Annotated in this window: 18 protein-coding genes; 12 read left to right on the top strand and 6 right to left on the bottom strand. The window is 58.7% G+C overall.

The window, feature by feature from the left end; genetic code table 11:
• Positions 1–39: 39 nt before the first annotated feature.
• On the top strand, positions 40–681 hold the full coding sequence (locus tag QZ862_RS16865; RefSeq protein ID WP_296013902.1) for a carbonic anhydrase: 642 nt from the start codon (positions 40–42) through the stop codon (positions 679–681).
• Positions 682–744: 63 nt separating this feature from the next.
• Here the strand turns inward: QZ862_RS16865 and QZ862_RS16870 are convergent, their stop codons facing one another.
• Together QZ862_RS16870 and QZ862_RS16875 are read right to left on the bottom strand one after the other, a co-directional pair.
• Positions 745–1,560: a lytic transglycosylase domain-containing protein gene (locus tag QZ862_RS16870; protein WP_296038355.1), complete on the bottom strand. Its 816-nt coding sequence runs from the start codon at positions 1,558–1,560 to the stop codon at positions 745–747.
• Positions 1,561–1,755: 195 nt separating this feature from the next.
• Positions 1,756–2,790 carry an aspartate-semialdehyde dehydrogenase gene (locus QZ862_RS16875; protein ID WP_296038358.1) on the bottom strand — a complete coding sequence of 345 codons (1,035 nt, stop codon included), beginning with the start codon at positions 2,788–2,790 and terminating at the stop codon, positions 1,756–1,758.
• 534 nt (positions 2,791–3,324) lie between these two features.
• Between QZ862_RS16875 and QZ862_RS16880 the strand changes: the two genes are divergently transcribed.
• Positions 3,325–4,857 (top strand): YifB family Mg chelatase-like AAA ATPase, encoded by a 1,533-nt coding sequence (locus tag QZ862_RS16880; protein WP_296084448.1) that lies wholly within the window; start codon positions 3,325–3,327, stop codon positions 4,855–4,857.
• 431 nt (positions 4,858–5,288) lie between these two features.
• Positions 5,289–5,795 (top strand): cupin domain-containing protein, encoded by a 507-nt coding sequence (locus tag QZ862_RS16885; RefSeq protein WP_296084445.1) that lies wholly within the window; start codon positions 5,289–5,291, stop codon positions 5,793–5,795.
• 14 nt (positions 5,796–5,809) lie between these two features.
• Here QZ862_RS16885 and pbpC read toward each other — a convergent pair whose 3' ends face one another.
• The 3 genes from pbpC to QZ862_RS16900 all read right to left on the bottom strand — a co-directional run bounded on the left by pbpC (position 5,810) and on the right by QZ862_RS16900 (position 13,939).
• The gene (gene pbpC / locus QZ862_RS16890; RefSeq protein WP_296101076.1) at positions 5,810–7,891 is read right to left on the bottom strand and encodes a penicillin-binding protein 1C; all 2,082 of its coding nucleotides are present in this window, start codon (positions 7,889–7,891) and stop codon (positions 5,810–5,812) included.
• Complete coding sequence (locus QZ862_RS16895; RefSeq protein WP_296101078.1) at positions 7,888–13,329, bottom strand: alpha-2-macroglobulin family protein; 5,442 nt, start codon at positions 13,327–13,329, stop codon at positions 7,888–7,890. The genes pbpC and QZ862_RS16895 overlap by 4 nt, the downstream gene beginning before the upstream one ends.
• Before the next feature lie 70 nt (positions 13,330–13,399).
• The gene (locus QZ862_RS16900) at positions 13,400–13,939 is read right to left on the bottom strand and encodes a GNAT family protein (RefSeq protein WP_296101079.1); all 540 of its coding nucleotides are present in this window, start codon (positions 13,937–13,939) and stop codon (positions 13,400–13,402) included.
• 262 nt (positions 13,940–14,201) lie between these two features.
• Here QZ862_RS16900 and QZ862_RS16905 point away from each other — a divergent pair, with 262 nt between their 5' ends.
• Entirely contained in the window at positions 14,202–14,921 is a 720-nt protein-coding gene (locus QZ862_RS16905; RefSeq protein ID WP_296101080.1) for an outer membrane beta-barrel protein, read from the top strand.
• A gap of 122 nt (positions 14,922–15,043) precedes the next feature.
• Here QZ862_RS16905 and QZ862_RS16910 read toward each other — a convergent pair whose 3' ends face one another.
• A complete protein-coding gene (locus tag QZ862_RS16910) occupies positions 15,044–15,709 on the bottom strand; it encodes a GntR family transcriptional regulator (RefSeq protein WP_296101081.1) in 666 nt (221 codons plus the stop codon).
• Positions 15,710–15,968: 259 nt separating this feature from the next.
• On the opposite strand from QZ862_RS16910, the gene QZ862_RS16915 reads away from it, so the two are divergent.
• The 8 genes from QZ862_RS16915 to QZ862_RS16950 all read left to right on the top strand — a co-directional run bounded on the left by QZ862_RS16915 (position 15,969) and on the right by QZ862_RS16950 (position 23,785).
• Positions 15,969–17,225, top strand: coding sequence for an NRAMP family divalent metal transporter (locus QZ862_RS16915; RefSeq protein WP_296101082.1), 1,257 nt, complete (start codon positions 15,969–15,971; stop codon positions 17,223–17,225).
• Positions 17,226–17,297: 72 nt separating this feature from the next.
• Complete coding sequence (locus QZ862_RS16920) at positions 17,298–18,059, top strand: 5-oxoprolinase subunit PxpA (protein ID WP_296101083.1); 762 nt, start codon at positions 17,298–17,300, stop codon at positions 18,057–18,059.
• Positions 18,060–18,075: 16 nt separating this feature from the next.
• Complete coding sequence (locus QZ862_RS16925; RefSeq protein ID WP_296101084.1) at positions 18,076–18,882, top strand: putative hydro-lyase; 807 nt, start codon at positions 18,076–18,078, stop codon at positions 18,880–18,882.
• Positions 18,883–18,889: 7 nt separating this feature from the next.
• Entirely contained in the window at positions 18,890–20,485 is a 1,596-nt protein-coding gene (locus tag QZ862_RS16930) for a 5-oxoprolinase/urea amidolyase family protein (RefSeq protein WP_296101085.1), read from the top strand.
• Positions 20,486–20,502: 17 nt separating this feature from the next.
• Positions 20,503–22,230, top strand: coding sequence for a biotin carboxylase N-terminal domain-containing protein (locus tag QZ862_RS16935; protein WP_296034764.1), 1,728 nt, complete (start codon positions 20,503–20,505; stop codon positions 22,228–22,230).
• 142 nt (positions 22,231–22,372) lie between these two features.
• Complete coding sequence (locus tag QZ862_RS16940) at positions 22,373–22,603, top strand: hypothetical protein (protein WP_296101086.1); 231 nt, start codon at positions 22,373–22,375, stop codon at positions 22,601–22,603.
• 75 nt (positions 22,604–22,678) lie between these two features.
• On the top strand, positions 22,679–22,948 hold the full coding sequence (locus QZ862_RS16945) for a hypothetical protein (RefSeq protein ID WP_296101114.1): 270 nt from the start codon (positions 22,679–22,681) through the stop codon (positions 22,946–22,948).
• A gap of 3 nt (positions 22,949–22,951) precedes the next feature.
• Positions 22,952–23,785 carry a Ku protein gene (locus QZ862_RS16950; protein WP_296101087.1) on the top strand — a complete coding sequence of 278 codons (834 nt, stop codon included), beginning with the start codon at positions 22,952–22,954 and terminating at the stop codon, positions 23,783–23,785.

Raw genomic sequence — 23,785 nt, forward strand, 5'->3', positions numbered from 1 at the left:
AGGCGTTCCCGGTAGCGAATAACGGCACTGCGAGATCGAATGAAAGATTTTCCAGACTATCTTCTAAACGGCTACAAGAACTTTATGAGCGGCCGTTACGCCGGTGAACGCGACCGATACCGTGTTCTAGCCGATACGGGACAAAGACCGCAGACCTTGGTCATTGCCTGTTGCGACTCCCGGTCGGCACCCGAAACGATTTTCGATTGTGGCCCGGGAGAGCTTTTCGTCGTGCGCAATGTGGCCAACATGGTGCCGCCTTTCGAGCCCGACGGACAATATCACGCGACCTCGGCAGCCATAGAATATGCCGTTATGGTTCTGAAGGTGAAGGACATCGTTGTTATGGGTCACGGCCGCTGCGGTGGCATTCAGGCGGCACTTGACCCGAATTTCGAATCCCTCTCGCCAGGTGATTTTATCGGCAAATGGATGAATCTCGTCAAATCCGCTGCGGAGCAGATCCAGAGCAATGACGTGATGACGTCTGGCGAACGTCAGACAGCGCTCGAACGCGTCTCCATCAGAAACTCCATCCGCAATCTGCGCGGCTTCCCCTTCCTCAAGGAGCAGGAAAACGCCGGCAAGGTAAAGCTGCACGGCGCCTGGTTCGATATTTCAACCGGCGAATTGTGGGTAATGGACAGCAAGACCGGCGATTTTCGTCGCCCCGACGTGTGACCCCCGGCACAAACCGGGGGGATGCTATCGTGTCAAAAGGTCTTCGAAGGGCCGCGGTGGCGATTATTGCCCGTCAATAGCCTTGCCGATATGGGCAATCGCCTGCTGGTACACGGTCGCCGCGTTCCAGCCCTGAATCGCAGCAAAGCTCGGCTGACCCGGTTGATACCCTGCGCCACGCTGCCAGCCATGACCGGCGAGGAAATTGGCAGTCGACGCCAGGGCATCGGCGCGTGAACCCACGAGATCGATCCGGCCATCGCGGTCGAAATCGACGCCGTAGCGCACAACGTTCAGCGGCAGAAACTGCGTCTGCCCGATTTCGCCATGAGCAGCACCCTTGGCGTTGATGTTGAGCGAACCGTTGCCCACCAGCTTCAAAGCTGCGTAAAGCTGCTCGGTGAAGTAATCGGACCGGCGGCAATCGTAAGACAGCGTCGCAACGGCAGACAGCGTGTGCTGGTTACCCATGAAACCGCCAAAGCCGGTTTCCATGCCCCAAATCGCCAGAAGCGGGCCGGCTGGAACGCCGTAGGCGCGCTCGATATTGGCAAACAGCGCCGCATTGTTCTTCTTCATCGCCTTGCCGCGCGAGATGATGGCCTGACCACCGCGCTTTTGCATGAACTGATCGAAGGAAAGCTTGAAGCTGTGCTGACCGCGATCGGCGCGGATCGTTGCCTGATTATAGGTGACGTTCGAGAAAGCGCGATCAAGCACCGACTGGCTGACGCCGCGGCCAGCCGCTTCCTGCTTGAAGGATTGCACCCAGTTGCCGAAACCAGCCGAGGTGTTACCACATTGCGCTGCCTGCAGCGGCGTCGCCGCCAGCATCGCAACGACCGTTGCACCAAGGGAAAAAGCCGTTATTGCCCGCATCCGTATCTGCCTTTGATAAGGCGAGGGATGGCCCCTCGCCGTGTTCGCCTTGCTAGCGAGAATTGAAGAGGTACAAATTGCCTACCGTCTTCATGACCAGCAAATAAACTGGCCGTGATAGGCACGAAAATTGAAAACCCGTCCATTCTCGAAAGTAACGGACGGGTTATAGTTAATAGTTGTTAAAAAACCGTATCACGCAGCGGCTTTGCGCGGCTTGATGAGACCGCGGTTGATCAGGAGTTCGGCAATCTGAACGGCGTTCAGGGCAGCACCCTTGCGCAGGTTGTCGGAAACGACCCAAATGTTGAGACCGTTTTCAACGGTTGCATCTTCACGAATGCGCGAAATATATGTCGCATCTTCTCCTGCGCACTCGACCGGGGTCACGTAGCCGCCGTTTTCATGCTTGTCGATGACGAGACAACCGGGCGCTTCGCGAAGGATGTCGCGCGCCTGATCGGCAGTGATTTCGTTTTCGAACTCGATATTGACCGATTCCGAATGGCCGATGAAGACAGGCACGCGCACGGCCGTGCAGGTCACCTTGATCTTCGGGTCCAGCATCTTCTTGGTTTCTGCCAGAACCTTCCACTCTTCCTTCGTGTAACCGTCTTCCATGAAGACATCGATATGCGGAATGACGTTGAAGGCAATGCGCTTGGTGAACTTCTTGGTTTCAACAGGGTCAGCCACGAAGACCGCACGAGTCTGCTGGAACAGCTCGTCCATGCCTTCCTTGCCAGCGCCAGAGACGGACTGGTACGTGGAGACAACTACGCGCTTGATCTTGGCAGCATCGTGCAGCGGCTTCAGCGCCACGACGAGTTGCGCCGTCGAGCAATTCGGGTTGGCAATGATGTTCTTCTTCTTGAAGCCCTCGACGGCGTCGGCGTTGACTTCCGGCACGATCAGCGGAACGTCCTGATCGTAGCGCCAGGCAGAGGAGTTATCGATAACGACGCAACCCTGCGCACCGATCTTCGGGGACCACTTCTTGGACACATCGCCGCCAGCAGACATCAGGCAGATGTCGGTATCGGAGAAATCGTAGTTTTCGAGATTGGAAACCTTCAGCGTACGGTCGCCGTAAGACACTTCCGTGCCCTGGCTACGGGCAGAGGCCAGCGGAACGACTTCGTCTGCCGGGAACCCACGTTCCGCCAGAATATTCAGCATTTCGCGCCCGACATTACCGGTGGCGCCTGCGATTGCAACTTTGAAACCCATGATCAAGCTCTCTTTCTGCCTCTCCTCTTTTTGGTGAGGGGGAGCCGCCAAACTGCGGCTTCCTTTCCCCGGCCAAACCGGGGAGAGAGCGGCGGGCCAGAGACGTCAGACGATTTTAATCGTCGTTTTGGCCGTAATTCGGATGGCGTAGGAAAGGCGCGCAGGATCGCCGGCTGAACCCGCCGGGCTTTGCATGACGGTCATGTGCTGAACATGTCGCATGACGTTGCGCTCCTTTTCGTGCCAAAGCTATTAGGAGGTTTGTCTTTTCTGTCAAGCTCAAACATAGCCGCCGCCTGGCAGGTTTATCGGGTTTTTGCCGACAAGTTTGCGCACGCCGCAGCGCAGATAACGTGGTCGGTCTAGTTGTCATACAGGTTACCAGCCGTGGCCGTGAACGATCTCAAACACCACCCGCAGTAAGAACATCGAATCTGACCCTTATGTTCTTGTTTTATTCTCTTTCCCGTGCCAAGTTAACTGCACGATAGGGTAGAGCCGTGCGGACGGCGAATACGGCTGTGGGGGCCATTCATGGTAGCGCGCGTCAATACAATTGCGTTTCAGGGTATCGAGGGCGTCCCTGTCGAAGTTCAGGTCATGGTGGCACCTGGCAAAGTCGGAATGCAGATCGTCGGCCTGCCGGATAAGGCTGTCGCCGAAAGCCGCGAACGTGTCCAGGCGGCACTTCACGCATCCGGCCTCGCCATGCCCGCCAAGCGGGTCACGGTCAATCTCGCCCCTGCCGATCTTCCCAAAGAAGGCTCGCATTTTGACCTCCCAATCGCGCTTGGCCTTATGGCCGCACTTGGCGCCATTCCAGCAGAGGCGCTCAACCGCTTCGTCGTGTTGGGAGAACTTAATCTGGACGGTACAATCGGTGCGGTGGCAGGTGCTCTTCCAGCCGCGATTGCCGCCAACACGCAAGACAAGGGTCTGATCTGCCCCGCCGATAGCGGACCCGAAGCCGCATGGGCGGGTGCCGATATCGACATCCTTGCGCCGCGCAGCCTGATTGCCATCGCCAACCATTTTCGCGGCACGCAACTTCTCTCAAGACCGGTTCCCGCCATTCGCGCCAACCCGGACAATCTGCCGGACCTGGCGGACATCAAAGGCCAGGAGAGCGCGAAACGCGCGCTCGAGGTTGCGGCAGCCGGTGGTCACAATCTCCTGATGGTTGGCCCGCCCGGCTCCGGCAAATCCATGCTGGCCTCCCGTCTGCCTTCAATTCTGCCACCGCTTTCGGCTTCTGAACTTCTCGAAGTCTCGATGGTACATTCGATTGCAGGCCAACTTTCAGGCGGTAAACTCTCCGATCGACGCCCGTTTAGAACACCGCACCACTCGGCGACGATGGCCGCCCTTGTCGGCGGAGGGTTGCGCGCCAAGCCGGGCGAGGCCTCGCTCGCCCACCACGGGGTGCTGTTTCTCGACGAATTTCCAGAATTCTCGCCGCAGGTGCTGGATGCGTTGCGCCAACCGCTCGAAACCGGTGAATGCATCATCGCCCGCGCCAATCACCGCGTCAGCTATCCCGCCGAGATCCAGCTGGTGGCAGCCATGAACCCCTGCAAATGCGGCATGGCCGGTGAACCCGGCTTCACCTGCGCACGCGGCCCAAGATGCGTTTCCGATTACCAGGCGCGCATTTCCGGTCCGCTGATGGACCGCATCGATATCCGTATCGAAGTTCCTGCCGTCTCCGCAGCCGACCTGATCCGCCCCATGGCAGCAGAGGCGAGCGCCGATGTGGCCCGCCGTGTCGCGCGTGCCCGCCAGATGCAGGAAGAACGCTTTGCAGCCGCAGGCTTTCAGGGCATCCGCACCAATGCACGCTGCACCACGGCACTGATCGAAAAATACGCCGAGCCCGACGCAGCCGGTCTTCAGCTTTTGCGCGACGCCGCCGAGAAGCTGAAATTCTCCGCTCGCGGATATCACCGCATCCTCAAGGTTGCGAGGACGCTCGCCGATCTGGACGATAAGGCTGTCGTCGGGCGACTGCATCTGGCGGAGGCTATTTCTTACCGCATCGCCGGTGAGAGGCTTTCTGCTGCGGCTTGATTTGTTTACCGGACGGTTTCACTGCCACGGCTTTGATAAATGACGTGAAAAATTCTTTTTGTTGGCAAGATCAGCCAGTCGTACCGAAGCGTCCAGCAATAACTCTGGAGTGACCCACAGCAAAAGAGACAAAAAGCTGATCTCGGTTATGCGGTAAAAGTGTCGCGCGGCGTTGACTGGGTTCTGCTCTTACGAGAGTTTTGGAAAACACTCCGATCGGCATGGCGGAGAGGTCTAGAGCGCCTGAAGTCAACACCCAGTTTTGAATTGAAACGAACTTAAAAGTGCAACGACTTTCCTTAGGGTTTGGCCTGATGATCAAGGCGCGCCGACAATCTGTCACCGAGAATAAGTCGAATTCGACGTAATTTGTGAAGTTTTCGCTCACCCGTCATTGCTAAAATCGAGCCGATCAAGGTGGGGGACCGACGATGGTTGTAAAGATGATGATAGCGAGTGCCATTGCGATGGCGTCGCGGACAATGCCACTGATGCCGATTTCGATGGGGCGCAGACGAACAGCGCCGGTGATTTCGGCTTCATCCGGACATATGGAGATGAAGCCAGCTCCGATCAATCCGGAGTGGATTATATCTGGTGACCCACAAGCGCGCATGGCGGACCATTCTCGCAGTGGTGACCGGGCTGCCTATACCGCGCTGTGGGATTGCACGGCGGGGACGTTCCGTTGGTTCTTCATGTGGGATGAGACCGTTCATATCATCGAGGGAGATGTGCATGTAACGGCGGCCGATGGGTCGGTACATCATCTCCATGCAGGGGATGTTGCCTACTTCAAAGCTGGGACGTGGGCCACGTGGCGCGTGGACACCTATGTTCGCAAGGTCGCTTTCCTTCGCAGGCCCTTTCCGATGGCGCTCGCCCTTGCCTACAGCGTCAAGAACCGAGTTTTCCCGGCAAAAGCGCCGTCGCTCTGAGGCGGCAATCCGCTCTATTGAACGAAAATGCGCACACTCGACGCCCGGCCATCGGCGTCGATGACGGTTAGCGTGGAAAAGCCTTGACCTTCCGGCTGCCACTCGTTGCTGCGTTTGCGCGTGAGATCCGGCAGCGGCTTTCCATTTGCAAGCCAGCGGAACGGCGCACGGCCACCCTGAAGTTTGAGGACCAGCGGCGAAATTGCGCCTGTGCTATCTGACAATTCGACCCGCGCACCCTCCGGCGGATAGACGATCAAAGGCGAAGACTCGCGCCTGGATGACGAGAGAAGTCCGCTGGATGTTGTGGTGAAGCGGCGCTGATTGGCAGGAAGGTCGCCGTAGCTCAGCCTTAAAACGCCGCTTGGTGCGGGTGCAAAAGGCGTGTTCGCCACGGCGGACTTGGCAAAGGCATCGAAAAGTATAGGGGCTGCAGTCGCGTAACCGGCAATGCCGGGAACGGACCCGTTATCGGCGCGTCCCACCCAGACCCCAATCACATATCGGCCATCGTAACCGACCGACCAGGCGTCGCGATAGCCGTAGCTCGTACCGGTCTTATAAGCGATGCCGCGCTGCTTCATGCCAAGTGGCGGCAGAACGCCGGATAGCGTATCGGTAATGTTCCAGATGGCGCTGCGTGAAAAGATCGGTTCGACGTCGAGAACCTCTGGCCTGTTTCTCACGCCATCGCCAAGCTTGACCGGCTGACCCTGATTGGCAAGGCTCGCATAGAGCTGAACGAGATCCACCAACGACAAACCCGCACCGCCAAGCGCGATAGCAAGGCCTGGTGGCTCGGTCTTGGGAAGCGTGAGATTGACGGAAGCGCGCCTGAAGCGCACCATCAACGCGGCTGGGCTGACGGCATCCAGAAGCTTGACCGCGGGCACGTTGAGAGACAATTGCAGGGCTTGGCGGATACTGACATCGCCCTGATACTGCATATCGAAGTTGCGCGGTCGATAGCCGGAGAAATCCGCCGGGCGGTCCTCGATGATCGTCTCCTGCGAGACGAGGCCATTTTCAAAAGCAAGCCCGTAGATGAAGGGCTTCAGCGTCGAGCCCGGTGAGCGGATGGCGCGGCTCATCTCCACCCAGCCACGACGGTCGCTATCTAGAAAACCGGCGGAGCCGACTTCTGCAAGAATTTCACCGTTGCTGCTATCGGCCATGACGATGGCGACCGAGACCTTGTCGCTAATCCTGTCTGCGGCATGTCGCGCCAGGGCTTCGAGTTCGTTCTGGATGCCGCGCCGCAACGTGGAGCCGATGACATGCTGGCTTGGAAACTTTGTCCGCGCAGCCTGCGCCAAATGCGGAGCGAAGGCAGGCAGCGCCAAACGATCCCTGGGAACAGCTGTGGCGGATGCACGTTCGGCTTCTCCTTCCCCAACAATGCGAGCGACAGCGAGCCTTTGCAGCACGCGCTCGCGGGCCTCTTTGGCAGCGTCCGGAAAACGATCCGGTCTTCGCTTTTCGGGAAGTTGCGGTAGCGACACCAGAAGCGCCGCCTCTGCCGTATCGAGCCGCCGTGGCTCCTTGCCGAACCAGGCGAGACTTGCTGCGCGAATGCCTTCGATATTGCCGCCATAGGGCGCGATATTGAGATAGAGTTCGAGGATTTCATCCTTGCTTAAACGGCGCTCGATCTGCACGGCGCGCAGCATCTGGCGGAATTTGGCGCTGAAAGAACGATCGGCGCGTGGCTCGATCAGCCGTGCCACCTGCATCGAGAGCGTAGACGCGCCGGAAACGATGCGGCCATTGGTCAGCAACTGCCACGCGGAGCGTCCCAGCGCCTGGATATCGACGCCGTGGTGGTCGTAAAACCGCTGATCCTCATAGGCGATCAGCATCTTGATAAATTGCGGATCGACCTCTGAGGCAGTTGTCTGCAGTCGCCAGCGTCCGTCCGGCGTAGCGAAGGCGCGCAGAAGCTTGCCATCGGCATCCACCAGTTCCTGCGAAACAAGGCGGGCATTTTCCAACGGGGGCGGATAGGCACGATCCAGACGGTCAAGCCCATACATGGCGGCGCCAGATACGCACGCCGCCAGAGCAAAGCCAACGAACAAGCTGTGCCAACCCCTCATTGCTGCGCTGCGCGAACCTCCATGCGGCCCGTCGCGGTACGGGCGGAAAACTGCGGACGATACATGTCCTCCACGCTCGCGGCCGGGTTGTCATAGGTGCCGGGCGTTACGGCACGTACCACATAGGCCAGCGTGATTTCCGAACCATCGCCCGCACTTCTGTCGAAAGCCGCGACGAAGCGGTCGTAACGGAATTCCGTATGCGCCGCTTGCGTTTCCGGCAACCAGTCGAAGTTGGCAAGCGCTGCACTGTTGACGAGGCTCGGATTATCGATCTCGAAACCGGCTGGCAGAAGATCGGTGACGAGAATGCGTGCCTGCCAGTCATTTTGCGGAATGGCGGTCAGCACCACAACGTATCGTTGGTTCTGCTCGACCTCGCTGACATTCACCTCCTCGCCATCCATTGAGTAATAGGTCTTCTCGATGGTAAAGCCGTCGCCGCCCGCCGGCAGGGGCTTGGACGGCGGCGCCACGGTGGTGACGACCGCCGTGACAGGGTTCGCCGAGGCGTTGGTGACGTTGAGCGGCGCCCGAAGCAATTCATCGCCGCTCATACGCTGGCTGAAGCCGCCCCGTTTCAACGTGCCGTTCACATCGAGGCGAATATCTTTGTCCTCGCCCTTCAAGGCACGGGCGGCCAGAACCATCCAGGCTTGCTCCTGCGTACTGGTATAGCTCCTTGACTCGAAATCCTTGGCAACGACGCCCGCAAGCTGAGACACGACCGCCGGAACCGGACGGCTTTCTGCCGCCAGCGCCAGAGAGGCGGCGCCATCTCGCAACGCTGAACCGTAATCGGCGCGCGCCAGCGGCACGTTCGCGCTGGAAGAGGCCATGGTCAACGAGGCTCCGAAGGCGGATTTGGCGCGTGCCGCATCGCCATAGAGAGAGAGCGCTGCCGCAACCTGTGCCTTGGCAAGCGGCGTCGGGAACTCGTTCAAGGCCGTATCAGAATAATAGCGCAGATCGTTGATCGCAGCCTTGCGGTTGCGCGCCAGAACGTAGAGCGAATAGGCGATCTCGTTGCCGCGATCCTTGACATTGCTGTCATAGGCGAGCCCATTTTGCAGATTGTTCAGTGCCTGCACCATGGCCGCTTCCGGCACATCGTAGGACTGCTCACGTGCCCGCGTCAGGAAATCGGTGATGTAGGCGTCCAGCCATAGATCCCCTTCGCCCGGCGACCAGAGACCGAAGCTACCTGCGCTCGATTGGAAAGAGAGCACCCGGTAGATCGCATCCTGCACACGCTTGCGCAGTTCCGGATCGTCCTTGCCACCGCTGTCCTTCATTAATTCGGCCGCGTAAAGCAGCGGCAGCGCCCGGCTCGTCGTCTGTTCGGCGCAGCCATAGGGATACTTGTCCAGCATCATCATCAGTGCCGGAACATCGAAGGCCGGAGAGCGGGTGACGTTGACCGACACCGACGAGCCAACCAGCAAGCTATCGGCCAGGAGGTTGCCGTCCACCGTCAGACTGCTGTTCGGCGCAATCTTGATGTTGCGGCGTGTCGTGACCGGAAGAACCGATGGACGCACGGGAATGGTCAGCGCCTGCTCCAGCGAAATACCGCTGGCGTTGCTGACCCTGATCGCGATCTCCCCTTCACCGGGAAATTCGCCCGTCAAAGGCACGGTCAGCGACGTCTTCCCACCCTTCTCCAGCCTCTTTACCTCAGAAAATTCGCCCTGATCCACGGTCACAGCCATGTTGCTGGTGACATCGATCTTGTAATCACCTGCCTCGCCATCGGTGTTGACAATGTCGAGCCGCAACTGCGACACGTCGCTTGGGCTGAGGAACTTTGGTGCGCTGGAAGTCACAACCACCGGATCGCGAATGACGACATCCGAAACCGCATGGCCGACTCCGGTCTTGGTCCAGGCAACCGCCATGACCCGCGCCGTGCCGTTGAATTGCGGAATATCGAAACTGACCGTCGCCTTGCCCTCACTATCCAATTCAACCGGACCGGCAAAAAATGCGACGAGCTTCTCTTTCGGCGGGCTGCCCTGCAGCGCAACCTGCCCGCCATCGCCACCGGTTCTGAGACGCCCAGTGGCTCCGAGCGAACCATCGATCAGGCGGCCATATAGATCGCGGATTTCAAGCCCAAGCCTACGCTGGCCGAAATACCATTCATCCGGTTTCGGCGGCTCGTAGCGGGTGAGGTTCAAAATGCCGACATCCACGGCTGCAATCGTCACATAGGCCTTGTCGCCAGCGCCCGCACCGGAAACATGCACCGGAATCTGCAGCGCCTGTCTTGGCAATGTCTGCTTGGGAAGATCGAGCGCGATGCCGAGCTTGCGCTCGCCCGGATCGACCGCAAGCCACTTCACGCCAATGGCGCGCATCGGCATGCGGCTTTCCTGCGCATCGCCGGGGCGGAACAGGGTTGCCGTCACATAGGAGCCAGCGCCCCAATCTTCGGTCACCGGGATTTCGACTTCGCCGCCCTTGTCACCGATCTCGACATTCTGCACCGAGATCAGCTTTTCGGAACCTGCGACCACCATCAACTGTCCGGCGTAACGGGAGGTGACCTGAAGCTTGGCGGTCTCGCCGACCTTATAGCTCTGCTTGTCGAGCGCGATTTCCAGCGCATCCGGCGTCTCGGTCGAGCTTGCGGTAACGAACCAGCCAGCATCGAACTCCACGCTGGAGACTGCGCCATCATTTTGCGGGGCTTCAACCTCCAGCCGGTAACGGCCCCAGTTGACGGGAACGGAAATCTCCGCGCCATCCGTTGTTACGGAAAGCGTACCGGTCTCTACCTGCTTGGTATGAACCACCGGCTCATAGCGCCAGGAATTGCCCTGACGATACCATTGATAATTGCGCTCGACCTTGATCAGCTTCCAGGTGAGGTCCTTCATGGCCTGCCTACTGCCATCTGGCGCAAGGCCGATCACATGGAAACGGCCGATGGAGTTTTCCGCCAGATCCCCCGAGAATTGCGGCTTTATGCCGATCATGTTGGCGTCGGACTTCACCGGCAATGTCAGCGAACGCTCCACCGCACGGCCACCCGCCTCGCGCATGCGGACCGTGATGTTGGCCGACAGGAACTGCGTAGTTGAGGGAAGATCACCAAGCTCCACCGGGAAGCTTGCCTTGCCGTTTTCATCCAGGGCAGGAAGTTTATCAAGCGTCGTGCGGCTTTCCTCTTCCGTCTCCTCATCCGCCAGGCCGAAGAAGTAGCCTTCGAAGGCCGGGTTGGTGCGCGTCGGCTTCAGCGCCACTTCGCCTTCCAGCTCAAGTCCTGCCGCCGGTGCGCCATAGAGATAGCGGCCATCGACGTCGATCTCGGTCTCACCCGCCGGATCGATCTCCTTCGATGCGCTGGTCAACTCGAATTCGGTGCGATCAGGAACGAAATCATCGACCAGAAAGGATTTTTCGCTGATCGCGCTGGCCTTTGGATCAGTGTAAATCCGCATCGTCCAGGTCCCACGCATGGCAGATTCCTGAAGTGGCAGATCTACCGCGTGACCGCCGAGCGCCTTGCCATCACTGACGAAGCGCCGATCCTCGACGCCGTCAGGGCGCGAGAAGATAAATGTCAATGGCAGGTTTTCGATCGCATTGCCTTCGACATCGCGCGAAAGTGCGGATGCATGCACCGTTTCACCAGCGCGGTAAATACCGCGCTCCGTCCAGCTGAACACATCGATGGCACCGGGTGCGGCGCGACCGGTCACGCCCCGGTCGGAAAGATCGAAGCCAGCGCGTGTCATGTCGAGGAAGACATAGTCCTTTTCGCCATTGCGCGCTGTTATGATGGCAGGCGCCTGTCCTGCAGAGCCTCGCATCAAGCCTGCGGAAAATGTTGCACGGCCTTCGCCATCCGTGGTGGCGGAACCGAGCACTTCGTTGTTCTTGGCCAGAAGCTGAAGCGAGACGCCTTTCAATGGTTCGGCCGTACTCAGAGCCCGCACAAAAACATTGAGACCATCGGTTCCGGCATAGGTGGTGATGCCAGTATCGGAAATCAGAAACCACTGAGTGGCGCGCGCGTCCCAGTTTTCCGGAGCCGTGCCCGGCGGAACAGCAGTCATGACATAAATACCGGGCTTGCGATCCGGCAGAGCCTCGTCCACCGGGAAACTTGTGACCACGTCCTTGTTCAGTTCGGTCTGGATATCGATCCCGCCCTGCCAGACGAGTTCCCCCAACTCGTTCTCGATTTTTTCGGCGCCATAGCCATCCATCTGGGTAAGGAACTGTGAATTGGCCAGAAGCGAGGTGATGTTGCGATCGCCTACACGATAAAGCTTCAAATCCGCATGATCGATATTGACCGAGACGAGCGGAATGCCGCGACGCGCCGTGCCGGGAAGCACGAAGTTATCGCCAGTGAAGCGCACCGAGCCGGCGCGGTCGCGCACGTAAATGTCGAGATCAACCTGCTTCTCCAGCGGCTCTTCCACGGAGGACGGCAGGCCGGCGCGAAGGGCTATCTTGTATTTCTGCCCGTGGGTCAGACCTTCGACGCAAATCTCGCTGCCCTTGGCTTCGAGCGCTTTTGGCGCAGCGCCATCGAATGTTACGAATGGCGAATAATCGGCATTCTTGACCAGGGGCTCTGAGAACTGAATGCAGGCACGCGGCGTCACGCTATCGTTGTCAACCGTGTTGTTGACGACGCGGAAGCCCTGGCGGGTGCGAAGATCGTTATAGGCCGCGCGTGTCTTGGCGACATCCGAAAGCGCAAGGCTTGCCTTGTAAGAATTCAGCGCCGCGCGATAGTTCTGACCCTTCTCGAAAGCCTGAGCCAGCCGGTTCAGCGCCGTCAACCGAGCGCTCTGCGTTCGGCTGAACTGGTAGGCGTTGAGCGCTGCCGCTGGCGCCTCGCCGAGAATTTCATAATTGTTTTCGACCTTCGCTTCGACGGAGGAAAGTTCAGCCCACAGATCACCATTTTCTGGGTTGAGTGAAAGCGCGGACTTATAGACTTCCACAGCCTGCGGGATGTCGAACACCGCTTGCTGGCGGGCCTGCGATAGCAGAGCATCAAGCCCTTGCGTGTCATCGGCCTGCGGCAGGTTGGCCTTCAGCTTTCGCGCCTGCTGGTAGAGACTGTCCTCGACGAAGGAGAGACGCTGCGGTGCGCCAAGGTCTGGCTCGCTGGCTGCTTCGACGATCTTGCCGGCAACAGCGCCTGGAAAGGCGTTAAGCTGGTTGTAATCCGACTTCAGAAAACACCACTTCACCTTGGGGTTATAGGTGAAGGCCTTGCAGCCCTTGTCATCGATGCAAATGGTCTTGCACTGGTCAAGCGAGACATTCTGCTCGGTGCGCAGATCGAAACCGAAATAGTCGCCATTTGCGGTCGTCACCACCTTGCGCGTCGCATCCTGTGCCAGGAGCGGAGATGCGGTCAAAGCGGCAAGAACAAGAGCAAAGGCGTGCGTAACGACGCGAAAGGACATCGGTCTCTCCCCGAAAACACAATGATCGGCGCGACTTTGGTCCTATTCAAGCTTCTTTGTCAACGGAGCCTTATGTCTGCGCCTGCCACTCCCGGCGCAAAAGTGCATATTGCATCGTATTCTCGTAAAGCGGGTGTCCAGCCTCGTTCTTGGTGAAGGAAATGAAGTCCAGGAACAGCCCTTCGCGGCGCATCCCGAGCCTCTCGCATAGCTTCTGAGAGGCAAAGTTATTATCTTCGACGTAGGCGTAGAGGCGACGTATCTGCCTCTCGACGAAAAGCCAGCGAAACAGTGCGCGAGCCGCTTCCTGCGCGTAGCCACAGCCGGCATAGTCGCCATTAAAATTCCACCCAACGGACAGCGTATCACCCTCTTCATCGGCAATGGCAAAGAGATCGCCGATCACCCTGTCATGCTCGGTGGAATAGACTGCAATATAGTCATCGGAGCCGCCACGCTTGATTGCTTCTGCCTCGGCCTCTTCGAGGTTTTGAAGCCGTTGCGAGAGAAAGCAGTTCGGCCGCGGATCGCGCAAATAGGCAAGCAGGTCCTGCGCGTCTTCCGCCTTGAAGTTTCTAAGAGCCAAACGTTTCGTTCTGATCTCGTCCATTTACGTCTCCTGAGAGTGGCACCTTCTGGTGCCAACAAATTGGCGAGCACGGCCATCCGTTGAAAAAACAACAACATTATGTCGAGCAGGCTTGGTCATTCGGCTACCCTTACGTCAACTCCTCCATTCGTTGCCGCCTTGCAACGGATCGAGGATTTCAGCTTGCAATCATCTGCTAATTGAATGCGACGTCGTGGACACAGGAGGAACTCACGCGCAGTGTCACGGCATTCGGCGGGGGCTGATTCAGAAAGGTTTTCAAATGAGAAACGTCATCAAGCTTGCTGCACTCATGGCAGCGCTTGCTTCTACCACCGCTTATGCGGCTGACCTTGCCGTTCAGACCGAACCGGCAGTCGTTGCCGATCCAGGCGGCTTCTACATCGGTAGCCTGAACAGCCTGACATTTATGGACGACACAAACTTCTCGATCGTTGGCGCTGGCGTCAACACCGATTACGATGTCGGTTACTACAGCGCATTTCGCGCCGGTTACAGCTTCGGCTCTTACGACTTCGTTTCCCCACGCGTGGAACTTGAAGTCGGTTACGGCCGCTCGGATGTCGATACGCATACGGTAAACGGCGTGGGTGCTGCTGGCTCCTTCGGCTCCGCCCGCAACTTCCAGGGCTACGTCAACGGCTACATCGACGTTCCGACCGGCACGGCCTTCACCCCTTACTTCGGTGGCGGTATTGGCGCGATGAACCTCAAGCTTCGTGATCAGGGTACAGCTGGTCCTGGCGTGATCATGAACGACAGCGACACGGCATTTGCATACCATCTGGATGCAGGCGTGGGCATTGAGTTGAACACCATCTCCTTCCTGCGTGACAGCGCGCTGTTTGCCAACACCACCTTCGATATCGGCTATCGTTACACGGGTGCGGACAACTTCGACTTCACCGCTACAGACGGCACGGTTTCCAGCACAGACTTCAAGAGCCACGCCATCACCGCCGGCTTCCGTCGTCAGTTCTGATCGAACAACGGTCGCTCCAAATGAAAAGGGATCGCGCCGTGCGCGGTCCCTTTTTTGTTGAGGCGAGTGGTTTGAAAGTCGAATAGCGCTAGTGCGAGAGCGAACCCAAAGCGCCGCGCACTTTATCTCGATTTGCTGGAAAGTTTCCCAAAGGCTTTTAGAAGACCGTTCTCGGAGATCACCAGATAGTCTTCCATCTTCTCGCTTGCCTCTGCAAACCTGTCCTCTTCGCACAGAGTGACGATCTCCTCGTTCATGTCGACGAAGGGTGAGTGCAGCAGACGCGGATCCTCGATGAGAGCAAAGCCCAGACGAAGCTCGGCCGATACCCTTTCATAAAGCTCGCTCAACCGCTCACTATCGGCAAGCGCTACAACGGCTGAGTGAAAGGCCATATTGGCGCTACCGACCTCGAGCCAAAGCTCCTGCTCGCGCTTCTGCTTGGCCTCCTCGACAGCCTGGCGCATGGCCTTGACCGATTCATGCAGGCGCCACGCCTTGCGGAGCGCCCCGCACTCGAGCATGCGCCGCACGCGGTAAATATCCATTATCGAAGCCATGGTCGGCGTCTGCACGAAAACGCCGCGATTGGTCTCGTGCCGCAGAAGACCCTCTTTCGTCATGATGCGAAAGGCCTCACGCAGAGAATTGCGCGATACTTCCAGATGCTCGCTGAAGGCTGCTTCCGATATGCGCTGACCTGGTCTGAGTTCGCCCGATATCAGCATGAGGCGGATGCGCTTGGCGATCCAGTCGGACAGCGGCATGCTTTCACGTGTGTCTGTCACAGGCTTCCTCGCTTCTTCTTGCGCGGTCTTCAGATAACAAAAGACTGGAGGAATCAAGCAATAGTTTCAACGGCTTTAACGGCTGCGCCGCAAGGAGGAGGAAGTGGCGTTCAAGACGTCACTGTTGATCTGAGAAACGGCATATGAATGAACAAAATAAAAAAATTGTTGAACAATATTGACATCACAAACAAACCATCCATGATGACCTGATAAGCATCCGCGAGGGGCGGGTGACGATAAGAACAGGAAAACTCTCATGCAGCAGACCGAGCAAATGCCCGGCCGCACCAGCGCGGCTGCGTCCAAAACAAACTCCAGACGCTTTGCACTGCTATCCGCCATCTTCCTGATGGCGACATCGGCCATCGGCCCAGGCTTCATCACACAGACGGCGACATTCACGACGCAGTTGGGCGCCGCCTTCGCCTTCGGCATTCTTGCCTCCATCCTCATCGACTTCGTCGTCCAGCTCAACATCTGGCGCATCGTCACACTGACGCGTATGCGCGCCTCGGACATTGCCAATGCAGCCATTCCGGGATCAGGCTATCTTCTCGCCATCCTGGTCATTATCGGCGGTCTGTTCTTCAACATTGGCAACATCGGCGGCACCGGCCTTGGGCTCAACGCCATGTTTGGCCTCGACCCCAAGATCGGCGGCGCTATCAGCGCGGTCTTCGCTATCGCCATCTTCCTTTCCAAGCGCGCTGGCCTGGCGGTTGACCGCTTCATCATATTCGCTGGGATCGTGATGATCGTGCTGACGCTCTATGTCGCGTTTGTTTCGGCACCGCCCGTCGGTGATGCGTTCCGCCAGACGTTCCTGCCGGACACGATCAATTTCGCAACGATCACCACCATCGTCGGCGGCACCGTTGGCGGCTACATCACCTATTCCGGCGCTCATCGTCTGCTGGACCGCGGCATGGTCGGCATCGAAAATCTACCTGCCGTCAACCGCGCAGCACTGACGGGTATCGCCGTCACCGGCATCATGCGCTACGTGCTGTTTCTTGCCATTCTCGGCGTCGTCGCCAGCGGTGTCATCATCGATACCTCCAGCCAGGCGGCCAACCCGGCCGGTCAGGCATTCCGCTCGGCTGCGGGCGATCTCGGCTTCCGTCTGTTCGGCATCATCTTCTGGGCAGCCGCGATCACGAGCGTCATTGGGGCGGCCTATACCTCCGTTTCATTCCTCCCAGTCTTCAAGCAGGACATGAGCGAGCGCGCCCGCAACATCGCGACGGTCATCTTTATTGCCGTGTCGCTCGTCGCCTACATGCTCATCACCACGCCGCCTGCGGCCATGCTGGTCTTCGTCGGCGGTCTGAACGGCCTGATCCTGCCGATTGGCCTTAGCATCTTCCTTTTCGCCGCATGGAAGCGTGAAGACCTGATGGGCGGTCATCGCTACTCCCGCGTCCTGCTCGGCCTCGGCGTCCTGACCTGCGCATTGACATGGTACATGGGCTACAAGTCTGCTGGCACGATCTTCGGCCTGCTCGGTCTTTGATAAGACTGCGACAAAAACACGTGGCCGCCCCGGGTGGCCACGCTTACCAAAACGGTTCAGGAGAACATCACCATGGCGCATATCGACCTCAACAGCGATCTTGGCGAAAGCTACGGCGCATGGAGCATGGGCGACGACGAAGCGATGCTCTCCATCGTCTCCAGCGCCAATATTGCCTGCGGTTTTCACGCGGGCGATCCGACCGGCATTTTCAAGACCGTGAAGGCGGCAGCTGCCAATGGCGTGGTGATCGGCGCGCATGTGTCCTATCCTGACCGCGTCGGCTTCGGCCGTAGAGATATGGACGTAACGCCGGAGGATCTGATCGCTGACGTGATATACCAGATCGGCGCGCTGAAAGGCATTGCCGCTGCCGCTGGAACTACGGTTCGCTACGTCAAGCCACACGGTGCGCTTTACAATCGCATCGCCCACGATTCCAAGCCGGGACAGGCCGTCATTGACGGCATCAAAGCCGTCGATCCATCGCTGGTGCTGATGGGCCTCGCCAACGCGCCAATTCTCGATCTGGCACGCAAGGCGGGACTTTCCGTTGTGGCAGAAGCTTTTGCCGACCGTGCCTATACGCCGGATGGGCAACTCGTGTCCCGTCGCGAGAAGGGTGCGGTCCTCCACGATGCCGATCAAATTGCCGACCGCATGGTGCAACTGGCCCGCCAGGGAACGCTGGAAGCCATCGACGGCAGCGTGATCAAGATCGAGGCGCAGTCCATCTGCGTTCATGGCGATAGCCCAGGCGCGGTCGATATTGCACGCGAAATTCGCCGCCGGTTTGAAACGGACGGTATTGCCGTTCGCTCTTTCACCTCTTGAACGATAGGAGCGGCCAATGACCATCCCTACATCGCACACCGCCAAGAATGTCGAGCTTGCACAAAAAGCACGCGCCAGCTACCGCGCCGGTCTCGTGCAGCCGACCTCCGGTATCGCGCCGGGCTTCACGCAAGCCAACATGATCGTGCTGCCGCGCGACTGGGCCTTCGACTTTCTGCTTTATGCGCAGCGCAATCCAAAGCCTTGCCCTGTACTGGACGTCTCCGATCCCGGCTCACCCACCACGCTTCTGGCGCCCGGTGCTGATCTACGGACCGATCTGCCGCTCTACCGAATCTGGCGTGATGGCAAGCTCGCTGAGGAAACCCATGATGCCACGTCGGCCTGGGCCGAGCGCGACGATATGGTGGCCTTCCTGATCGGCTGCAGCTTCACCTTTGAAACGCCGATGGTGGAAGCGGGTATCGAAATCCGCCACATGACGGACAAGAGCAATGTTCCCATGTATTTGACGAACCGCGCCTGTCGTCCTGCGGGACGCCTGAAGGGCAATATGGTGGTCTCAATGCGGCCGATCCCGGCATCGCGGGTTGCGGATGCGGCGACGATTTCCGGTCGCTTCCCGGCTGTTCATGGCGCACCAGTGCATATCGGCATGCCAGAGGAACTGGGCATCACCGATCTCGCGAAGCCGGATTTTGGCGATCCTGTGCGCATCGAGCCCGGCGAAGTGCCGGTGTTCTGGGCTTGCGGCGTGACCCCGCAGGCGGCGGTCATGGCGTCTGGCGTGCCCTTTGCCATCACCCATGCGCCGGGCCATATGTTCATCACAGACATTCCCGATTCCGCCTATCACGCGTGAGGATATGATGCGTTTTCTTCCCGTCAGTCTCACGACGATCCTGGTCGAACTTGCCGATCTTGATGAGACGCTTGCGCTTTTCGCCTCTCTCGAAAACGATCCGGTCGACGGCGTCGAGGAGACCGTTCCAGCGGCCCGCACCCTGATGATCCGCTTCCGTCCGGAAAAGATCGATCGCGAAGCGCTAGCCGCGGAACTTTCCCGTCGCGACCTGACGGCGAAGATCCCGCCTTCGGATCAACTGGTTGAAATCCCGGTTCGTTACGATGGCGAAGACCTTGCCGATGTCGCAGGTCTGACGGGACTGAGTGTTGATGAAGTTGTTCGCCGCCATACGGAGAGCGAGTTCACTGTCGCCTTTTGTGGCTTTGCACCGGGCTTCGGCTATCTCGTTGGTGGCGACCCGGCACTGCATGTGCCGCGGCGGCAAAGCCCGCGCACGCGCATTCCGGCGGGCTCCGTCGCGTTGGCGGGTGCCTTCAGCGGAGTTTATCCGCAAAACAGTCCAGGCGGCTGGCAGATCATCGGCACAACGCCGGTGAAAATGTGGGACATCGACCGAGATCCCGGCGCGCTGTTCCAGCCAGGCTACCGGGTCCGTTTTGTCGACATGGACAAGGTGACGGGAAAGATCAGCCTACCGGCGTCCGCTCCTGCGAAGCAGGCTACCGAACCGTCGAGAGAAAAACCACATTTCGAAGTGCTTACAGCACCCATGCCCGCGCTTTTTCAGGACCTCGGCCGCTTCGGACAGACCGGACAAGGCGTTTCCGCCTCCGGTGCGCTTGATCGCGGCGCCTTCAATGCGGCAAACCGCATCACCGGCAATCCACATAACACGCCCTGTCTGGAACTGACGCTCGGCGGCTTTTCCTTCCGCGCCTCGAGCCGGGCCGTGATCGCTCTTGCCGGAGCCCCCTGCCCCATTACCATCGAGACGGCACACGGGCGCTTCACAGCCGATATATACACGCCGATCTCGCTTGAGTCCGGCGACGTGGTCACGCTTGGCCAACCTTCCAAGGGCATGCGCTGTTATCTCTCCGTCCGCAGCGGCTTCGACGTCGAGCCGGTGCTGGGCAGTTTCGCTACCGATACGCTGGCCATCGTCGGGCCTAAGCCGGTGGTCGCTGGCGCGATCCTGCCGCTCAAAAGCGAAGCCAAGACGCTGTCTAGCGTTGCCATCGATGAAGTTGCGAGCTTCGAACCGCCGTCCGTAGACGATGTTGTCACGCTCGACGTCGTTCTCGGTCCGCGCACCGACTGGTTCTCGCAGAGGGGTATCGAGACGCTGACAAACCAACTCTGGCAGGTGACGCCGCAATCCAACCGCGTGGGCATTCGCCTGGCAGGTGAGGTTCCGGTGGAACGCCTCGATAGCGCAGAACTGCCGAGTGAGGGCACTGCCACAGGCGCAATCCAGATTCCCCATAGCGGCCAGCCCGTGCTCTTCCTTGCCGATCATCCGCTGACTGGCGGTTATCCGGTGATCGGAGCCGTGGCGGAGTATCATCTCGATCTCGCGGGGCAGATCCCCGTCAATGCCAAAATCCAGTTCCGCCCGATCGGGCCTTTCGCCGACATTACAGCCAAGAACATTTGAATCCGAGGAGAATAGCGATGAAGAAAGTTCTGATTGCCAATCGCGGCGAAATCGCTGTCCGGATCATTCGCGCATGCGCGGATTACGGTCTCCAGTCTGTCGCCGTCTATGCCGACCCGGATCAGGATGCGGTGTTCGTGCGCATGGCGGATGAGGCCTATGCGCTGGAGGGTGTGCGCCCTTCGGAAACCTACCTCGATATCCCCAAGCTGATTGCCATCGCGAAGCGTTCGGGTGCGGACTCCATCCATCCCGGCTACGGCTTTCTGTCCGAACGCGCCGAATTTGCGCAAGCCGTGCTTGATGCAGGCCTGATCTGGATCGGCCCCGACCCGAAGGTGATCGACGCATTGGGCGACAAGGTCGAGGCGCGACGCATCGCGACGAGCGTCGGCGCGCCGCTCGTTGCTGGCAGCGACGGCCCGGTGGACACCGCAGCCGAAGTCATCGCCTTTGCCGAAGAACACGGCCTGCCGGTCGCCATCAAGGCCGCCCATGGCGGCGGTGGACGCGGCTTGAAGGTTGCCTGGAAGATGGAAGAGATCGCCGATCTCTACGAATCCGCCGTCAGAGAAGCGACCGCCGCTTTCGGTCGCGGCGAATGTTTCCTCGAACGCTTTCTCGACCGGCCGCGCCATATCGAGGCGCAGGTTCTGGCCGACAAGCATGGCAACGTGCTGGTGCTCGGCACCCGCGACTGCTCGCTGCAGCGCCGTAATCAGAAGTTGATCGAAGAAGCCCCTGCCCCCTTCCTCTCGGACGAGCAACGGCAAAAAATCCACTCGTCCGCCAAGGCGATCTGTGCCGCCGCGGGCTATAGCGGTGCCGGCACGGTGGAGTTTCTGCTCGGCGTCGATGGCACGATTTCGTTCCTGGAGGTCAATACCCGCCTTCAGGTTGAGCACCCCGTTACCGAGGAAACGACCGGTATCGATCTGGTCATCGAACAGTTCCGCATCGCCGAAGGCAAGTCGCTGCGTGTTCTGGAGACGCCGGAACCTCGCGGCCACTCGATGGAGTTCCGCATCAACGCCGAGGATCCGGGCCGTGGATTCCTGCCCACACCCGGCGCCATCACACTCTTCGATCCGCCCGCCGGCCCTGGCGTTCGTCTCGATAGCGGCGTCGTGACTGGCTCAAGCGTGCCTGGCGTGTTCGATTCTCTGATGGCGAAGCTGATCGTCACCGGTGAAAATCGCCAGCAAGTGTTGCAACGCGCGCGCCGTGCCCTGAAAGAGTTCAAGATCGAAGGTGTGGCGACCGTTTTGCCTTTCCACCGTGCGGCGCTGGAGTCGGACGACTTTGCAGGCAAGGATCGTTTCAACGTCCACACCCGCTGGATCGAAACCGACTTCGCCGCAATGCCGCATGCGATGGAGCGCCCTGTCCAAGCAGAAGATCCATCCATCCAACGCACCTACCTCGAAATCGATGGCAAGCGCGTTTCCGTGGGTCTACCCACCGTTCTCCTCTCCGCCCTCGGCAAAGTCGGCACCGTATCTCCGATTGGTGCAGATAGCGCAGCCGTTCAAAAGGATGGCGAGATCGCCGCTCCCGTTTCAGGCACGTTGCAATCCTTCAAGGTTGAAGATGGGCAAAGCGTCTCCGAGGGAGACCTCTTGGCGGTGATGGAAGCCATGAAGATGGAAACGCAAATCATTGCCACGAAAAGCGGCAAGATCCGCCTGCTGGTCAAGGAAGGCGATTATCTCCAGGCCGGCGCCGCGCTAATGTCGATCGATTGATCGCGCTTGGGGGAAAGGCGCAAACTCCGCCCTTTCCCCAACACTCTGTGCGCCTACAGTCAACATCGCGCCTTTGTCACGTTCTCCTGAAGGAACACATCTCACACTCCAAGGTTAGGCCCATCAACCAACGGAGGTTCCCATGAGTTCGGAAAAAAACGTCGACAAGATCCATGCGGATGCAAGACCGCAATTTGCGCCGGGCAAAAAGACCTCGGACAATAACGGCGTTGCAAGCGCCAAACCCACTGTCATTACTGGCTCCGACGACGCGACAGCCAACAAAATCCCGCCAGGTGAAAAAAAGCCTGAAAAGGACTGGGACGTAAATTACGACGAGCGTGAAATGAACGAGGGCGATTTCCGGGGCTAGGAGCACCGGAAACCCCCTCTACCTGGCGAAGCTCGTGTTCAGGGAACTTTCGATCCCATGCCGAATTTAAGAGACATGGCAAATACCGCTAGACCCGCACAGGCGCAGAACCATCAACCCGACATTCGCGACCGGTTGATCGTGGCGCTCTATGCGCAATTAAAGGCGGAGCGAGACACGCGTGAAGCGATGGAATGGGTCGCTCGCCACGGCGGACTATCGCCGGAGGTGATGGAGGCTATGACTTCTGACCCCGTCCCGGCGTTCTCGCAGGACGATCTGGTCGCAGTAGAGCGCATCATCGAGCGGGATCGTTCCGACCGATCCAAAGTGAAAGAAAGCTGACAAATGTCCCCGAGAGCCGTGTGGAGAGGTAGTATCAAATTCGCTGATTTTCAGTGCGATGTTGGACTCTACACAGCCATCTCATCGTCGGAGAAAATCTCATTCAACATCATTAATCGCAAAACGGGTAATCGTGTCGAGCGACAGTACCTGGATAGTGAAACTGGCGATAAGGTCGAGCGGGACCAACAGGTTAAAGGTTACGAACTTGAGAATGGCGATCATATCGTCATAGAGGGCGATGAGCTTGCCGAGCTGTTGCCAGATGCCAACAAGACAATCCGGATCAAGAATTTCCTCGATTGTACCGAAATCGATAAACTCTATTTCGACAAGCCTTATTACCTCTCGCCATCTACCGACCAGGATCGTGAAGCCCTATCGCTTCTGGCGCAAACGCTGAAAGACCGCCAAGTCGCGGCACTTGCGGAAGCGATACTCTTTCGCCGAAACCGAATGCTATTGATCCGGCTCGATGGCGATGCGCTGATCGCCACGACATTGAACTATGATTACGAGGTGCGCTCGCAAGCCGCCGCATTCAAGTCCATTCCCGATATCGAATTCGATGATGAGATGCTGGAACTTGCAGGTCACATCATCAAGAAGCGGGCAGGCAAATTCGATCCGTCGCATTACAGCGACCGCTATAATGATGCTCTGACAGAACTCGTGCAGGCGAAAATCGAAGGCAAGACGATCAAGAAGCGCGAGCCCGAGAAGCGCGATAACGTCATTGATCTGAAAGAAGCGCTGCGCCAGAGCGCCGGTGCCTCTGACAAAAAGGCTACCAAGCCCAAGTCATCCGGCACCGCTAAAAGCAAGAAGGCAAGTTGA

This window comes from uncultured Agrobacterium sp. (genome assembly GCA_913777615.1).
In the GTDB taxonomy this organism is placed as follows: domain Bacteria; phylum Pseudomonadota; class Alphaproteobacteria; order Rhizobiales; family Rhizobiaceae; genus Agrobacterium.

Bases quoted from the DNA above. Each gene is read 5' to 3' on its own strand.
- QZ862_RS16865 (WP_296013902.1), top strand. From the start codon at position 40: ATGAAAGATTTTCCAGACTATCTTCTAAACGGCTACAAGAACTTTATG.
- QZ862_RS16870 (WP_296038355.1), bottom strand. From the start codon at position 1,560: ATGCGGGCAATAACGGCTTTTTCCCTTGGTGCAACGGTCGTTGCGATG.
- QZ862_RS16875 (WP_296038358.1), bottom strand. From the start codon at position 2,790: ATGGGTTTCAAAGTTGCAATCGCAGGCGCCACCGGTAATGTCGGGCGC.
- QZ862_RS16880 (WP_296084448.1), top strand. From the start codon at position 3,325: ATGGTAGCGCGCGTCAATACAATTGCGTTTCAGGGTATCGAGGGCGTC.
- QZ862_RS16885 (WP_296084445.1), top strand. From the start codon at position 5,289: ATGGTTGTAAAGATGATGATAGCGAGTGCCATTGCGATGGCGTCGCGG.
- pbpC (WP_296101076.1), bottom strand. From the start codon at position 7,891: ATGAGGGGTTGGCACAGCTTGTTCGTTGGCTTTGCTCTGGCGGCGTGC.
- QZ862_RS16895 (WP_296101078.1), bottom strand. From the start codon at position 13,329: ATGTCCTTTCGCGTCGTTACGCACGCCTTTGCTCTTGTTCTTGCCGCT.
- QZ862_RS16900 (WP_296101079.1), bottom strand. From the start codon at position 13,939: ATGGACGAGATCAGAACGAAACGTTTGGCTCTTAGAAACTTCAAGGCG.
- QZ862_RS16905 (WP_296101080.1), top strand. From the start codon at position 14,202: ATGAGAAACGTCATCAAGCTTGCTGCACTCATGGCAGCGCTTGCTTCT.
- QZ862_RS16915 (WP_296101082.1), top strand. From the start codon at position 15,969: ATGCAGCAGACCGAGCAAATGCCCGGCCGCACCAGCGCGGCTGCGTCC.
- QZ862_RS16920 (WP_296101083.1), top strand. From the start codon at position 17,298: ATGGCGCATATCGACCTCAACAGCGATCTTGGCGAAAGCTACGGCGCA.
- QZ862_RS16925 (WP_296101084.1), top strand. From the start codon at position 18,076: ATGACCATCCCTACATCGCACACCGCCAAGAATGTCGAGCTTGCACAA.
- QZ862_RS16930 (WP_296101085.1), top strand. From the start codon at position 18,890: ATGCGTTTTCTTCCCGTCAGTCTCACGACGATCCTGGTCGAACTTGCC.
- QZ862_RS16935 (WP_296034764.1), top strand. From the start codon at position 20,503: ATGAAGAAAGTTCTGATTGCCAATCGCGGCGAAATCGCTGTCCGGATC.
- QZ862_RS16940 (WP_296101086.1), top strand. From the start codon at position 22,373: ATGAGTTCGGAAAAAAACGTCGACAAGATCCATGCGGATGCAAGACCG.
- QZ862_RS16945 (WP_296101114.1), top strand. From the start codon at position 22,679: ATGGCAAATACCGCTAGACCCGCACAGGCGCAGAACCATCAACCCGAC.
- QZ862_RS16950 (WP_296101087.1), top strand. From the start codon at position 22,952: ATGTCCCCGAGAGCCGTGTGGAGAGGTAGTATCAAATTCGCTGATTTT.